This window comes from Xanthobacter aminoxidans (assembly GCF_023571765.1).
Taxonomy (GTDB): Bacteria; Pseudomonadota; Alphaproteobacteria; order Rhizobiales; family Xanthobacteraceae; genus Xanthobacter; species Xanthobacter aminoxidans.
Genome location: NZ_JAMJXC010000013.1, coordinates 94,622 through 108,945, shown reverse-complemented (window position 1 = coordinate 108,945; position 14,324 = coordinate 94,622). Strand labels below are relative to the sequence as shown.

The 14,324-nt window shown below is 69.4% G+C and carries 16 protein-coding genes, 1 pseudogene and 1 riboswitch; of the genes and pseudogenes, 10 read left to right on the top strand and 7 right to left on the bottom strand.

Going from position 1 to position 14,324, the window contains the following annotated elements; translation table 11 throughout:
- Positions 1 to 5: 5 nt before the first annotated feature.
- From EJ105_RS18880 to EJ105_RS18870, 3 genes are all read left to right on the top strand, one after another.
- Positions 6 to 455, top strand: a complete 450-nt coding sequence (locus EJ105_RS18880) for a hypothetical protein (protein WP_250167555.1) — start codon at positions 6 to 8, stop codon at positions 453 to 455.
- Positions 456 to 605: 150 nt separating this feature from the next.
- Positions 606 to 1,097 (top strand): copper chaperone PCu(A)C, encoded by a 492-nt coding sequence (locus EJ105_RS18875; RefSeq protein WP_250167554.1) that lies wholly within the window; start codon positions 606 to 608, stop codon positions 1,095 to 1,097.
- Between the two features lie 124 nt (positions 1,098 to 1,221).
- A riboswitch (cobalamin riboswitch) is annotated at positions 1,222 to 1,463 on the top strand.
- 37 nt (positions 1,464 to 1,500) lie between these two features.
- Positions 1,501 to 2,184: an energy-coupling factor ABC transporter permease gene (locus tag EJ105_RS18870; RefSeq protein ID WP_250167553.1), complete on the top strand. Its 684-nt coding sequence runs from the start codon at positions 1,501 to 1,503 to the stop codon at positions 2,182 to 2,184.
- 64 nt (positions 2,185 to 2,248) lie between these two features.
- Here EJ105_RS18870 and EJ105_RS18865 read toward each other — a convergent pair whose 3' ends face one another.
- Positions 2,249 to 2,818, bottom strand: a complete 570-nt coding sequence (locus EJ105_RS18865; protein WP_250167552.1) for a DUF983 domain-containing protein — start codon at positions 2,816 to 2,818, stop codon at positions 2,249 to 2,251.
- A gap of 77 nt (positions 2,819 to 2,895) precedes the next feature.
- Positions 2,896 to 3,273: a hypothetical protein gene (locus EJ105_RS18860; protein ID WP_250167551.1), complete on the bottom strand. Its 378-nt coding sequence runs from the start codon at positions 3,271 to 3,273 to the stop codon at positions 2,896 to 2,898.
- 147 nt (positions 3,274 to 3,420) lie between these two features.
- On the opposite strand from EJ105_RS18860, the gene EJ105_RS18855 reads away from it, so the two are divergent.
- Positions 3,421 to 4,257, top strand: a complete 837-nt coding sequence (locus tag EJ105_RS18855; protein WP_250167550.1) for an aldo/keto reductase — start codon at positions 3,421 to 3,423, stop codon at positions 4,255 to 4,257.
- Between the two features lie 52 nt (positions 4,258 to 4,309).
- On the opposite strand, the gene EJ105_RS18850 is transcribed toward EJ105_RS18855, so the two are convergent.
- The 5 genes from EJ105_RS18850 to EJ105_RS18830 all read right to left on the bottom strand — a co-directional run bounded on the left by EJ105_RS18850 (position 4,310) and on the right by EJ105_RS18830 (position 7,663).
- Entirely contained in the window at positions 4,310 to 5,221 is a 912-nt protein-coding gene (locus EJ105_RS18850; RefSeq protein WP_250167549.1) for a cation efflux transmembrane domain-containing protein, read from the bottom strand.
- 67 nt (positions 5,222 to 5,288) lie between these two features.
- A complete protein-coding gene (locus tag EJ105_RS18845) occupies positions 5,289 to 6,005 on the bottom strand; it encodes a retropepsin-like aspartic protease family protein (RefSeq protein ID WP_024279031.1) in 717 nt (238 codons plus the stop codon).
- Between the two features lie 6 nt (positions 6,006 to 6,011).
- Complete coding sequence (locus EJ105_RS18840; RefSeq protein WP_284145531.1) at positions 6,012 to 6,248, bottom strand: DUF1289 domain-containing protein; 237 nt, start codon at positions 6,246 to 6,248, stop codon at positions 6,012 to 6,014.
- Positions 6,249 to 6,308: 60 nt separating this feature from the next.
- Positions 6,309 to 7,097: an adenosylcobinamide-GDP ribazoletransferase gene (cobS, locus tag EJ105_RS18835; RefSeq protein ID WP_250167548.1), complete on the bottom strand. Its 789-nt coding sequence runs from the start codon at positions 7,095 to 7,097 to the stop codon at positions 6,309 to 6,311.
- A gap of 146 nt (positions 7,098 to 7,243) precedes the next feature.
- A complete protein-coding gene (locus EJ105_RS18830; RefSeq protein WP_250167547.1) occupies positions 7,244 to 7,663 on the bottom strand; it encodes an outer membrane protein assembly factor BamE in 420 nt (139 codons plus the stop codon).
- Between the two features lie 236 nt (positions 7,664 to 7,899).
- On the opposite strand from EJ105_RS18830, the gene EJ105_RS18825 reads away from it, so the two are divergent.
- The 6 genes and pseudogenes from EJ105_RS18825 to EJ105_RS18800 form a co-directional block, all read left to right on the top strand.
- The gene (locus tag EJ105_RS18825) at positions 7,900 to 8,463 is read left to right on the top strand and encodes a ubiquinol-cytochrome C chaperone family protein (RefSeq protein ID WP_029558530.1); all 564 of its coding nucleotides are present in this window, start codon (positions 7,900 to 7,902) and stop codon (positions 8,461 to 8,463) included.
- A complete protein-coding gene (locus EJ105_RS18820) occupies positions 8,460 to 8,966 on the top strand; it encodes a YceD family protein (RefSeq protein ID WP_250167546.1) in 507 nt (168 codons plus the stop codon). Before EJ105_RS18825 ends, EJ105_RS18820 begins: the two co-directional genes overlap by 4 nt.
- 172 nt (positions 8,967 to 9,138) lie before the next feature.
- The gene (plsX, locus tag EJ105_RS18815) at positions 9,139 to 10,209 is read left to right on the top strand and encodes a phosphate acyltransferase PlsX (protein ID WP_024279025.1); all 1,071 of its coding nucleotides are present in this window, start codon (positions 9,139 to 9,141) and stop codon (positions 10,207 to 10,209) included.
- Positions 10,206 to 11,180, top strand: coding sequence for a beta-ketoacyl-ACP synthase III (locus EJ105_RS18810; RefSeq protein WP_029558531.1), 975 nt, complete (start codon positions 10,206 to 10,208; stop codon positions 11,178 to 11,180). The genes plsX and EJ105_RS18810 overlap by 4 nt, the downstream gene beginning before the upstream one ends.
- A 208-nt stretch (positions 11,181 to 11,388) precedes the next feature.
- Positions 11,389 to 11,706 carry an integration host factor subunit alpha gene (locus tag EJ105_RS18805; RefSeq protein ID WP_024279023.1) on the top strand — a complete coding sequence of 106 codons (318 nt, stop codon included), beginning with the start codon at positions 11,389 to 11,391 and terminating at the stop codon, positions 11,704 to 11,706.
- 159 nt (positions 11,707 to 11,865) lie between these two features.
- Positions 11,866 to 12,144: pseudogene (locus tag EJ105_RS18800) on the top strand (MerR family transcriptional regulator); the annotation flags it as partial.
- Positions 12,145 to 14,324 lie beyond the last annotated feature (2,180 nt).

Sequence of the window (14,324 nt, the reverse complement as noted above, 5' to 3'; positions counted from 1 at the left end):
ACCGGATGACTTTCTCCGCCGGGCGGTTAACATGCCGGCCGGTGAGCGAGGTCCGGGAGCAGCGGGTGGCGAGGTGGCGTGAGGCAGGGTGGGGGCGCGGCGCGTTTTGCGTCTGGCTTGCCTATGCCTTCGTGCTGCAATTGTTCGTCGCGGGCATCGCGCTCGAGCGCTCCGCCGTCACGGCCATGGCCAGCGCATCCGGCGGCAGCGCCCTGTGCGCCCGCAGCACCGGAGTTCCTGACAACAGCCCCGAGTCGCCGCAGGCAGACCATTCCGTCTGCTGCGCCCTCTGCGCCTTCCATTCTCTGGCGCCGATCCTCCCGGTTGCCGCCGACGCCGGACGTCCTGTCGCGACCCCCGCGATTTCCGAGCGGGCAGCCGTTGCCGCCGCAGAGGGAAGTGGTCGCGACCGCCGCGAGCCGCGGTCCTCGCAGGGGCCTCCCCTCGACGCCTGACCCCTGACGCCTTCGAAGGCCGAATCTGCCCCGCCTGCGCGGCCACGCCATCGCGTGTCCGGCTCGGGTGGCGGGCGGCTCATCAAGTCCAACCAGCAGGTTCATCCCGCCATGAGGCAGAAGCCCCATTGGCGCAACCAAGGAGCACCCATGTCCATTTTCCATCTCACCCGCCGTGCCGTGATGGCCGCTGCCGTCGCCACCGTCGCCCTGACGGGCGCTGCCGTGGCGCACGACTACAAGGCCGGCTCGCTGCAGATCGACCATCCCTGGTCGCGGGCGACGCCGGGCGGCGCCAGCGTCGCCGCCGGCTATCTGGTGGTGAAGAACACCGGCGCCGCGCCCGACCGCCTGATCTCCGCCATCGTGCCGTTCGCCGGCCGGGTCGAGATCCACGAGATGGCCATGAAGGACGGCGTCATGGTGATGCGGCCCATCCCGGACGGTCTCACCATCCCGGCCGGCGGCAGCGTCGAGCTGAAGCCGGGCGGCTACCACATCATGTTCATGGACCTGAAGTCCCCGCTCAAGGAGGGCACCTCTGTGGACGGCACGCTGACCTTCGAGAAGGCCGGCAGTGTGCCCGTGAAGTTCCAGGTGGAGGGCCTCGGCGCCTCCGGCAGTGCCCATCCCGGCCACTGAGTCCGTCGTCACGCTCCGGGTCCCGCCGCATGGCGGGGCCTCGGAAGCGCGGATCGGGAGCGGCGCGCACTGCGCCGCTTCCCCTCTCCACCGCGAGCGCTTGACAGCGCGGAGCTGTTCGGTGCCTGCTGCACGTGCGAACGGTGCTCCGGTTGCCACGGCATCCGGAGTGAAACGGGAATGGGGTAAGGCCTGAACCTGCGCGGAAATCCGCCAGGGAGGTCCGAAGCCCCAACCGCCCCCGCGACTGTGAGCGGCGAGCGATCTTCCAGTATGCCACTGGCCACAGCCCCTAGGGCTGGCCGGGAAGGCGGGGGTGAGCGTAGACCCGCGAGTCAGGAGACCGGCCGATCGCATGATGATAACCCTCGGGCCGTCGGGTGAGACGGCAACGGAGACCAGCATGCATATCGAACCCGGACTCGTGGACGGGGCCAAGATCGGCCTCAGCTATGTCACGGCGGCCGCCGCCGGCGGCTACGCCCTGAAGCTTGCCTATGAGGCGGTGCGCGAGCGCGGCTTCCTTTCGCTGGCGGGCCGCACCCTCGCCACCACCGCTCTCGTGTTCAGCTTTTTCGAGGTGCTGCCGCACTATCCGGTGGGCGTCTCGGAAGTGCACCTCATTCTCGGCTCGACCCTGTTCCTGATGTTCGGCGCGGCTCCGGCGGCCCTCGGCCTCGCCTTCGGCCTGCTCGTCCAGGGCCTGTTCTTCGCGCCGTTCGACCTGCCCCAGTACGGGATGAACGTGACGACCCTGCTGGTGCCGCTGTTCGGCGTCGCCGCCGTCGCGCGCCGCATCGTGGCGCCGGGCACGCCCTATGTGGAGCTGAAGTACGGGCAGGCGCTCGCGCTCTCCACCACCTATCAGGCCGGCATCGTCGGCTGGGTGGCGTTCTGGGCGGTCTACGGCCAGGGCTTCGCCTCCGAGAACATCGCCTCGGTGGCGACCTTCGGGGGCGCCTACATGCTCGTCATCATCGTCGAGCCGCTGGTGGACCTTGCGGTGCTTGCGGCCGCGAAGGCGCTGCATGGCGCCTTCAAGGGCGGCAACCCGCTGCTGGAGCGCCGGCTCTACGACGCGGCCTGATCGCGCCCGCAAGCAACCCTCGGATAACAGAACGCCGGCGGTGCTCCCGCCGGCGTTCTGCGTTTCAGGGAGCCTCGACGGGCGGGGGCAGCGCGGCTGGGGCTTCCGGGTCCGGCACCAGATGGAGGAGCGGATCGAAGCCGCCCACATGGTTCGCCCAGGCAAGGCCGACGGCGAGGCCCTTGGCGCGGGGCAGCACATGGAAGGCGGCCGCCACCGCCACCAGTTCGCTGGCCGCAAGCTCGAGCGCCAGCGGGAGCTCGCTGATAAGCTCCAGAATGCCGCCCACCAGCGATCCGGCCAGCAGCGCAAGAGGGATTGCGAGGACCGGCACGGCGTTGGTGACGCGGGCATGGCCCAGCGCCTCGCCGCAGTGCGTGCAGGCTTCCGAAACCTGCATCCAGCGCCCGAACAGGGCACCTTCGCCGCAGGCCGGGCAACGCCGGGACCAGCCACGCCGAGCCGCCGCCTCGATAGGGCGGGGCGGGTTGAAGCCGTTGGTGTGATAGAGCCGCCGCGGCGCGCGGCGCGCCGGATCGAACGCGGTGCGGGTGACGGTGCCGAATTCCGCCGACATGGCGGCGCGGGCGCGCGCGAGCGCCTCCGAAGACGCGTGAGATTGCGTGTCTGACATGAACGAAAACCCGAAGGGCCGCATGGGCGGCAGGGACCGGAGGCGTCGGGAGGCTCCCGCGCCGGTTCAACTTTGGGTCACGTCACAGGAGGGCCACGCGCCTGGGCGCCGCGGGCTTGCTCGGCCGGCTGGCGTTCGCAGCCCACGGGGAGGTGCGCGATGCGCCGGCCATCGGGCGCCGCGAGCGCGGGTTGCGGCGCCACGGCAAGGCCGGGCGCCGAGGTCAGCACGCAGGCGTCGCAGGGATGGGCCTTGAGAACCGTTCCGGCGTCTGCGCCATTGAGGCAGAGGTCCGGCAGCGTGCCGTCCGGCAGCGCATAGGCCGCAAGATCGACGGGAGCCTCGGAGGAGGGCAGGGCGACAGGCTGATGGGCGAACCCGAGCGTCAGCTGCGCCAGCACGAAAAGTGCGGCAGCCGCTACCCGCAAGCCCTTGAATCCCAACCCGATGCCCATGCTCCGCTTGTGTGCAACGCGGCAGAAGGGGTCAAGCGCGTGAATCTACGCAGCGTCTCCCTGCCGCAGGCCGGCTCTGGACCTGCCCGAAGCAGCCGTTATGGTCGCCCGCGACCAGCCAGCGGAACGAAGCCCGAGGAACCGCCCATGACCAAGACCGTGACCCTTCCCAATGGCGAGACGGTGCCCGCCCTCGGCCAGGGCACCTGGTACATGGGCGAGCGTTCCACCGCCCGCTCCGCCGAGGCGAAGGCCTTGCAGCGCGGCATCGACCTCGGCCTCACGCTCATCGATACGGCGGAAATGTATGCCGACGGCGGTGCCGAAGAGGTGGTGGGGGAGGCCATCGCCGGGCGTCGGGACGAGGTGTTCCTCGTCAGCAAGGTCTACCCGCACAACGCCAGCCGGACCGGCGTCGCCGCCGCCTGCGAGCGCAGCCTGAAGCGGATGAAGACCGACGTGATCGACCTCTATCTCCTCCACTGGCGTGGCAACCATCCCCTGTCCGAGACCATCGCCGGCTTCGAAGCGCTCCAGAAGGCGGGCAAGATCCGCCTCTGGGGCGTGAGCAACCTCGACACGGACGACATGGAGGAACTGCTCTCGACCAAGGGTGGCACTGCCTGCGCCGCCAATCAGGTGCTCTACAATCCGGGCCGCCGCGGGCCGGAATTCGACCTGTTCCCGGAGCTGCGCGCCGCGCGCATCCCGGTCATGGCCTACAGCCCCATCGAGCAGGCCCGCCTGCCGCGCGGCGGGGCGCTGGGCGCCGTGGCGAAGAAGCACGGCGTGGACCCGTTCCAGGTGGCGCTCGCCTGGGTGATGCGCAGCGGGGATGTCATCGCCATCCCCAAGGCGAGCCGCATCGAGCATGTGGAGATGAATGCCGCCGCGCGCGATCTGGTGCTGGACGCCGAAGACCTCGCCGCCATCGACAAGGCCTTCCCCCCGCCGCGCCGCAAGGTGGGGCTGGAGATGCTCTGAAGCACTTTCAAGCGAAGTGGATGCCGGTTCGCGTGAAGAGAATGCATATGCTCTAAGCCGGTCGCGCGTCCGGATCGTAGGGCGCGGCGATGACCACCACGTCGGCGTCGGGTATGGCGGCGGTGAGTGTCTGGCGCAGGCCCTGCGTCACCGAGCTGACATCGGCGATGGTGCGCCCGGGCGCGAAGCCCACCGTGATCTCCACATGGGCGACATTGCCGGACTTGCGGGTCCGAACGCCGATGAGCTGCTCATAGCGATCGAAGTAGGCGGCGAGCGCGGCGTTGACCTTCATCTGGAGCGGCTCGGCCAGCGCCCGGTCGAGAAGGTCCGGCAGGGCTTCCGAGATCATGGCGCCGCCGATGACCAGCATGAAGGCGGCGCCGATAAGCCCGCCGATATCGTCGGCGGCCAGCCCCACCTCGGTATGCGGCAGCAGCACGTCAAGGGCGACGCACACCACCACCGTCACCGAGGCGACCGCCTTGGCGATGCGGGCGCGGAACTGGCTGAGCACGATGATGGAGGTGCCCGCGCGCGTCGCCCGCCACAGCGGAACCAGCGGCGCCAGATTCGTGAACAGGTTGTAGACGACAAGCCCCAGGGCGGCGGCCACCCAGAATGGCGGCAGCGGCTCGGATTCGGTCGAATCCATCACCTTGATGAGGATGAACACCGCCGCGAGCAGCAGCAGCACGCCGATGGCGGCCGCGAACATGCGCTCGAGCTTGCCGATGCCGAAATCGTAGAAATACATGCGGCCGCGATGGGCGGCGCGCAGCGTCACCAGCGCGAGGCCTTCCACCAGAAGCAGCAGGCCGCCGCGCAGCAGTTCCGCCAGCATGGCCAGCGAACCGATCCGCGACACGGTGATGAGGTAGGGCACGAAAACGCTGAAATCGAGAAGGATGGCGAACAGGATCGCCCGTTCCTTCTGGAGATCGGTCGCTGTGGGCACGCGCATCAAACTTCGCCGTTCAGGTATGAGAACGCGCGACCCTAACCGAGACGAGCAGGAGGCGGAAATACAATCATTTTCCGCCACGCATGACGAGCTTGTCGCCGCGGAACTCGAAGGCGTCCAGCCGCGACAGGAAGCTCATGCCGAGGAGGCTGGTGCGCAATGCGCCGGCGGGAGAGACGAGGGCGGGCACATGCCGTTCGACGATGCTGCCGATGGTCATGGTGTCCAGCACCACGGCGGCGGCGCGCGTCCGGCCGGCGGCGGTGTCGACGGGCACGTCGTACTTCAGGAAATCCACCGGCAGGCCCACCGCCTGCGCCGCCTCGTGGGTCAGCACGACGGAGGAGGCTCCGGTGTCGACCAGCATGCTCACCCCGGAGCCGTTGATGCCGGCGCGCACCGCGAAGTCGCCACCCGCGCCGCGCGTCACCTCCACGATGCTCGTGCCGGTCTGCGCGAGATTGACCGCATAGCCCGGCGCGACCTCGGCCAGCACCTTGCGGCCGACCTGGGCGAGGGGGTCACGATAGGTGTAGCCGAGGGCCAGCAGCACCGCGAGCACCAGCCAGAAGGCGGCGGCCATGAGCGATTCGGCGATCCGGCCGCGAATGATGGACCACGCCGCCGCGCCGACGAACACGGCGATGGAAAGCTGACCCACCAGCGCACCGAACTTGTTGATGTCGATGCCCGCCACTTCGCCCTGCTCGTGGTTCACCGCGAGGATGACGCCGCCGGCGAACAGGCCGATCAGGAGGAGCCAGAGGAGACGGTCGCTGCGCATGGCGGCCTATTCCATGAAGGCGTCCGGCGCCGTCTGCCGGAGACGCGCCAGACGGTCGGGGAGGACGGCCATGATCCGGTCGCGCGCATCCGGGGAGAAGGAGGCCCAGCCGCCGATCTCGCGCAGCGTCCGCCCGCAGCCGATGCACAGCCCGCTCAAGGGCTCCACCGCACACACCTTGATGCAGGGCGTGACGATGGTGCCGGTGCGGGAAACGGTCCGGGTTTCTGACGGCTCGGTCATGGCTGCGCGGGCGGGCCCTCGGCTCCTTCCGGCTGAGGCGGGGCGGGAATCGCCGCTCGCCTACCGTCCGCCGAAGATAAGCACGCCGAGGAGGAACACAATCACCGCCACCTGCTGGGTGGCGCCCGCCACGTCGCCGGTCTGCCCGCCGATGAGGCAGCTCGACAGGCGCATCATCACCAGCAGCGCCAGCACAGGCCCGATCAGGCCGGCAAAGGCCGCGCCGATACCGAACGCCGCCACCATCAGCACGCAGACGATGAGGGCGGCGACCAGGGCACAGGACAGCGCCGCCGCTTCCGAGGGCCGGCCGACGGACGCGCCCGCGCCGTCGGTGCGGGCCGGGGGCAAAGCGGCGATGAGCAGCACCCCGGCGGCACGCGAGGCCGCTTCGCCGGCGATGAGGGCAAGGCCGGCGCGGAGCGGGCCGACCGATATGGCGAGCGCCTCCAGCGCGCCGATCCGCAGCAGCAGCCCCAGCAGGAGCGCAGTCCCGCCATAGGTGCCGATGCGACTGTCGCGCATGATGGCGAGCTTGTGTGCACGGTCACGGCCGCCGCCCAGCCCATCCGCGGTGTCGGCCAGCCCGTCCTCGTGGAAGCATCCGGTGGCCAGCGCCAGCGCCGTCACCGCGAGCACGGCGGCAAGGAACGCCGGCAGCTTCACGGCCATGGCGAGGATAAGGACCAGCGCCCCGATCAGGCCGAGCACAGCGCCGGCGATGGGGATCGCATAGGCGATGCGGTTGATGTCGGGCGGCGCGAAGGCGGTGTCATCCCGCGCCGGCAGCGGCAGGCGGGAATAGAAGCGCAGCGCGGCAGCGAGGTCCTGTCCGAGTGTTCTAGCCATCGGTTGGGGCTCGTCGCTCCGGGCGTTGCGAAGGGGCGGGGGGGGCCCGCCGCCCTTGGGAGCGCCATTTGCGGCGCAGGTCAAGTACCGCGCAGGTTACGGCCCGGCGCACGCGATGCGCACGGCGGGCCTGCCCAAATCCCCGATCAGAAGGTGATGAGGCCGATCATCTGGCGGATGAGGCTCAGTTCCTCGCCGCTGGTGGGCGTGGTCTGCGACACGAAGTCGAACACCTTGCCGTCCTTCAGTCCGTACTGGGCGATGCGCGTCACGCGCTTGTTCTTGTCGAAATAGACCGCGAGCACCTTCTGCTCGGTGATCTCCGGCTTCAGGAAGGCGACGCGCTGCTGGGTCTGGGAGATGTAGAAGAAGGCGTCGCCGTTCAGCGTCGCGACGGTGGACGGCGTGCCGAGCACCAGCAGCACCTGTTCCTGGCTCGATCCGACCGGGATCTGATCCAGCGCGCCATCGGCCAGCACGTAGCCGCGCTGATAGGTGCGAACCACGCCGGAGAGCTGGCCGCCCGTGCCGTTCACGATCACCTGGTCGCAGCCTGTGAGCGCCATCCCGGCGAGCAAGAGGGCGGCGGTCCCCGCAAGGCCGAGCCTCCGGTTCCTGGTGGTCGGCGCGTTCCCCGTGCGTTCATGCCTCTTGTCTCGTGACGCCACACGCATCCCCATTTTTGTCCAGTGAACGGCGCCCCGGCGCGCCGCCTCGGCTACCGCCCCTTGCCATGCGGGCGAGGGCGCGTTACGCCGCTTGCCCGTTCAACTCCTCGCCGGACCTTGGCCCGGAAGCCGAAATGCTCAACCTGTTCCGCTCGTCAAAGCGTGCCAAGTCCCGCGAGACCATCGAGCGCCTGTATGGCGTGATCGTGGCACAGTCGCGGCGGGCGGAGTTCTACACCGACTTCGGCGTTCCCGATACGCTGGAGGGACGCTTCGAGATGGTGGTGCTCCACACAGTGCTCGTGTGCCACCGCCTGAAGGACGGCGACGACACCGCGCGCGCTATGTCGCAGGAGATTTTCGACGCCTTCGCCGCCGACATGGACAGCACCATGCGTGAGCTGGGCGTCGGCGACCTCACCGTGCCGAAGAAGATGAAGAAGATCGGCGAGGCCTTTTACGGCCGTGTTGCGGCATATGATACCGCACTGGCCGACGGCGGCAACGCGCTGCTGGCGCAAGCTCTCGCCCGCAATGTTCTCGGTACGGAAGAGACGGTGCCCACGGCAGCCCCCTTCGCGGCTTACGTTCGTGCCGCTGCGGACAGCCTTGCGGCAACGCCCTTTGAAACCTTCGCCCGCGGCGTGCTGGTGCTGCCGGCGCCCCAACTCAGGCCTGCTCCGGAGGCGGGACAATGAGCGATCTTCCTTATTCCCACATGATCTCCGTCGCCGACCTCCCGCCGCTCGGCCTTCACCTGAAGCTCGCGCCCGATGCAGCCGCCACGGCGGCGCTTGCGCGCTATGCGGGCGTGCTCCACGCCGAAGGGATTCTGGCGACGCTTCACCTTGTGCCGGAGGGCAGGGAGGGCGTGCGCGTCTCGGGCCGACTCACGGCGACTGTCCGCCAGACGTGCGGGGTGACGCTGGAGGCGTTCGACGCGCCGCTCGAGGAGGAAATCGACGTCCACTTCGCCCCCGCCGGCACCTACAAGCCCTCCGAAGAGGACGAAGAGAACGAGATCGACCCGCCGGACGAGATCGTGGACGGGCGGATCGATGTGGGCGCGCTGGTGTGCGAGTTCCTGGCCCTCGGCATTGATCCCTACCCGCGCAAGCCCGGGGCGGTGTTCGAGCCGCCGGCGGAGGATCCCGCCATTTCGCCCTTCTCCGCACTCTCCCGCCTGAAGGACAAGGAGTGAGCGCACCTCGCCGCCCCGGAGCAGTTGCGATGGCGCCGCGACACGCTATTGTCCGCCCGCCGCAACGGCGACGGTAACGACGGGACATGCTTGCCGGGATTCCTGATCCCTCACCTTTTCCGCCAGGGCAGAGCCCGCCGCCATTCGATCGAAGCAGGGATTTACGCCGGAGATGACCGTACCCGTCCGCATCGCCGTCGACGCCATGGGCGGCGACCATGGACCCGAGACGGTCCTTGCCGGGGCGGAAATCTCGCTGGGGCGCCATCCCGACACAAGCTTCCTCCTCTATGGCGATGAGGCGCGGGTCCGCGAGGTTCTGAAGAGCCACCCCAAACTCGCTGCCGCGTCCCGCATCATCCACACCGACGTTGTGGTCGGCATGGACGACAAGCCGAGCCAGGCGCTGCGCCGGGGCCGCTACAAGTCGTCCATGTGGAAGGCCATCGACGCGGTGAAGGTCCACGAGGCCGACGTTGCCGTGTCCGCCGGCAACACCGGCGCGCTGATGGCCATGGCCAATTTCAATCTGCGTACCATGCCGGGCATCAGCCGCCCCGCCATCGCCGCCATCTGGCCGACGTTGCGCGGCGAGACTGTGGTGCTGGACGTGGGCGCCTCCATCGGTGCCACCGCCAAGAGCCTCGTCGAAATGGCGATCATGGGCTCGGCCATGGCGCGGGTGCTGTTCGACATCGAGAAGCCGACCGTCGGCCTCCTCAACGTGGGCGTCGAGGAGATCAAGGGCGTCGAGGAAGTGAAGGAAGCCGCGCGCATCCTCCGGGAGGAGGGGGTGTCGGTGAACTATCACGGCTTCGTCGAGGGCAACGACATCGGCGCCGGCACGGTGGACGTGGTCGTGACCGAGGGCTTTTCCGGCAACATCGCCCTCAAAACCGCCGAGGGCACGGCCAAGCAGCTCGCCTCCTACCTGCGCTCGGCCATGAGCCGGACGCTGCGGGCCAGGATCGGCTATCTCTTCGCGCGCGACGCCTTCCGCGTGCTGAAGGAGAAGATGGACCCGCGCCGGGCCAATGGCGGCGTGTTCCTCGGCCTCAACGGCGTCGTTATCAAGAGCCACGGCGGCACCGACGCGGAGGGCTTCGCCGCCGCCGTCGACCTCGCCTATGACATGGTGCGCCACCAATTGCTGGCGCACATCGAACAGAGCCTCACCAGCCGCAGGCCTCCGGAGATTTCCGAGCGCCGGCCGGAGGCCGCAGGGGCGGAAGGACAATCGTGAGCGGTATCAGGTCCGTCGCCCGGGGCACCGGGTCCTATCTTCCCGAGCGGGTTCTCAGCAACGCCGAGCTCGCGTCGCGCATGGACACGTCCGACGAGTGGATCGTCCAGCGCACCGGCATCCGCCAGCGGCACATCGCTGCGGAAGGTGAATTCACCTCCCACCTCGCCATCAAGGCGGCCCAGCGCGCGCTGGATGCGTCCGGCCTGACCGCCGCCGACATCGACCTGATCATCCTCGGCACCGCGACGCCGGACCTGACCTTCCCGGCCACCTCCGTGACGGTGCAGGCCGAGCTTGGCATCACCCGTGGCGCCGCCTTCGATGTCCAGGCCGTGTGCTCCGGCTTCGTCTTCGCCCTCGCCACGGCCGACGCCTATCTGAAGACAGGCGCCTTCAAGCGGGCGCTGGTGATCGGCGCCGAGACCTTCTCGCGCATCCTCGACTGGGAGGATCGCGGCACCTGCGTCCTGTTCGGTGACGGCGCCGGTGCGCTCGTGCTCGAAGGCGTGGACGCGGCGACAGCCGGCGATTCCGGTCTTCTCACCTCTCACCTGCGCTCGGACGGCCGCCATCGCGCCAAGCTCTATGTGGACGGCGGGCCGTCCACCACGGGCACGGCCGGCCATCTGCGCATGGAAGGCAAGGAAGTGTTCAAGCACGCGGTGGGCATGATCACCGACGTGATCGAGGACGCCTTCGCCGCCACCGGCGAGAGCGCCGCCAGCATCGACTGGTTCGTGCCCCATCAGGCGAACCGCCGCATCATCGACGCCAGCGCGCTGAAGCTGGGCATTGCACCGGAAAAGGTGGTGACGACCGTGGATCTCCACGGAAACACCTCCGCGGCCTCCATCCCCCTGGCACTTGATGTCGCAGTGCGGGATGGGCGGATTACCAAAGGTGATCTGGTGTTGCTTGAGGCAATGGGCGGCGGATTCACCTGGGGGTCGGCACTGATCCGCTGGTAGACCACATAATGCGTTGACCTTGCTCGGCTGGCGCGGCTAGTTTGCCGGACGCCGTTGCCCGCAGGCGCTGGGGTCTGTGGGAGGTGCGGCGTCGTATCCGTCACATTCGTGCAGCCTCAACTGTTAAGAATTGCTGCGTTTGCAAGGCTGGGCGGTCGCAGGGCGTTGGCGGCCGGTCCGAGCGCGCTTTCAGGGGTCGGGGAGACATATGGCTGGTCGGACCGTAACGCGGGCGGATCTGTGTGAGGCCGTCTATCAGCAGGTTGGACTTTCTCGCACCGAGTCTGCCCAGCTCGTCGAGATGGTTCTGAAGGAGATTGCGGACTGCCTCGCCCGCGGCGAGACGGTCAAGCTGTCTTCGTTCGGTTCCTTTGTCGTGCGCGACAAGGGCGAGCGCATCGGGCGCAATCCCAAGACCGGCCAGGAAGTGCCCATCGAGCCCCGCCGGGTCATGGTGTTCAAGCCCTCGAGCATCCTGAAGCACCGCATCAACGGCACCGAGCCGGACGGCGCCGACGAGGACTGATCCCCGTCGCCTGCCCACGGACAGGATTTCGTAACCGATCGCGCGAACAACCGGGGACAAGCCCTTGCCGTGGCTTGTCCGCCTTTCCGCATGCGCCAATCGCACCTATGATTCCCGCACGGGCTCTGGGCGATTCGGTCGAACGAAGCGGGAGACAAGGTGGGCGACGCGCGCGAGACGGAGAAAGCTCCGGACGCCTTCCGGACCATCAGCGAGGTCGCGGACGAGCTTGAGCTCCCGCAGCACGTCCTGCGCTTCTGGGAAAGCCGCTTCACCCAGATCAAGCCGGTGAAGCGCGCCGGCGGCCGGCGATTCTACCGGCCGGAGGACGTGGACCTCCTGCGCGGTATCCGCCACCTGCTCTACACCGACGGTTTCACCATCAAGGGCGCCCAGCGCGTGCTGAAGGACCAGGGCGTGCGTTACGTCCAGGATCTCGGCATCGAGCGTGAGGTGGCCTCCATGCGCTCCGCGCGTCCGGCCCGCGCCGCCGGCGGGGAGGGCGTGACGTTCGGCGGCCTGCTCGGCCTGCTGCCACGCCGACGCGGCAAGGGGCGGGGAGGGGAGGAGGATGTCCTTCCCGAGCTGCCCGAAAGCGCCGAGCTGCCGCTCCCCTTCCCCGATGCCGAGGCCGACCGCGATCTCGCGTCCGAGCCGGCCGCCCCCCCGAGGCCCCTGCGTGAAGGCAGCGCCCGTGGCGGCCGCTCGGAGAGGCTCGATCCCGCATTCGATGCCCCGCAGCGGGAAATGCCCCTGCGCAATCAGCCGCTTCGCGACAAACCCGAATTTGACGGATCGAGCCGCTCGCCCGATCGCGACAAGGCTCCCCCGGACCGCCGTCGCCCCGCAGCGGACGACCGCCGCGAGCCCTCGTTCGAGGCGGACGACTTTCCCGCCCGGCGCCCGGTCCAGCGGCACGATGCGGATATGGATCGCGACGCCGCTCCGATGCGTCGGAGTGATCCGGGATTGGAACCGAGGCTGGAGCCGGGCGTCGAGCGTCATATGCGTCGCGATCGTTCCCAAGCGGACATCGAGGCGGACGAGATGGCGAGCCGACGCGCAGAGCCGCCGCCGCCACGCCGGGCCGCGCCGGAGGGGCATCCGGGCGAACGGCTCGAGCCTCAGCTGCGCCCCATGCAGCGGCCGAGCCGCGGGCCAGCGTCACGTCTCGCCATGCCGGCCGACGATCAGGCGCCCCATTCGCCCGAACTCGACGACCCGCTGCTGCCGTTCCTGGATGATTTTCCGCCGGCACCGCAGGTGTCCGAGCCCATCGAGGACCGCATCCGCCGCCTGAAAGCGCAGGATCGACGTCCGCCGCGGCCGCATGAAGTCCCCGAGTACGACACCCACCATGAGGCTCGCCACGACGCCCGCGACGAGGCCCCGCGCGCGCTGGAACCAAGCCGCCCCGATCGCTCCGCGCCCTTGCCCCGCGAGCCGGAGGAATATCCGGGCCCGCCCGAGGATTTCATCCCCCGCCACGCCCGGCGGCCGGCGGCCGAGAATCGCGACTGGCTCGAGGCGGAGCCGCTCCCTCCACGTGACCGCGATACGCGCGAAGGCCGGCTGCTGCGTGACGGCGATTGGCGCCAGACCGATTGGGTGGAAAGCGCGACCGTTGAACCGACAGCCTCGGACGCCGATCGGGGCATCGACTGGCAGGCCAGGGACCGTCAGGACGAGGATCGGAGGGACGAGGAGTGGCGGGACGACGGCCGCTGGGCGGCTGACGCGCCTCCCGAACCGCCCCGCGCATTCCATGCCCCCTCCGCCCGTCCGGCCGATGACGAATGGCCCCAGGCCGCGCCATTGCCTGCCGAGGCGCCCGCCCCTTACCGACAGAACCCGAGAGCCGCCGAGCCGGAGTATTCCATGAACGACCAGGATCGGCCCCATGATCGGTCCGAGGATCGTTACGCCGATCGGCCGTCGGACCGGCGCGCCTTCGAGCGGCCCGTGGACCGCCCGCGCCGGCCGGACCCCCGCGCCGGTGAGGCGCGGCGCGAGCCGTCGCTGGGTGTCGCACCCGCCCCTGCGCCGCGCGCAGGCGCAGAACACCCCATGAGGCGTGATCCCTACCCAACGGAATCGTACGGTCCGGGAGAGGTGTCGGCCCGCCTGCCCCGGTCGCCGGGCAGTTGGCAGGGCGAGGCCATGCGTCGCGCGATCGACGAGGAATGGGGCGAGGGGGCCCCGCAGGCCCTTCCCCGCGCCACGCGCGTCGGGCCGCTCATCGGCCCCATCAGCGAAGAAGGCGAGGGCGGGTTTCCCATGCCGGAGTCCGAACAGCGGCTTCTGGCCGAGCGCATGGCCAGCCGTGGCTTGGCGCCTCAGCCTGCCGCACCCGCGCAGTCCCATGCGGCGTCGGTTCAACCGACGCGGCCGGCGGCCGAGCGGACCAGGGCGGCACCGGCCGTTCCGGTCGAGGAGGCTGTCGTCAGCCAGCAGGCGGAGCCGAGCCAGAGGCTCCCCCGTGAGCCTTTGCGTCCCGGTCCGCCGGAGCAGTATCTGCCGCCGCATCTTCGGTCGGAGCCGCGCGTGGTGGGTCAGCCACCCATGGCGGCACCGGTGCTCTCCCGCGACGACGTGCACCGGATGCAGTCGGCACTCTA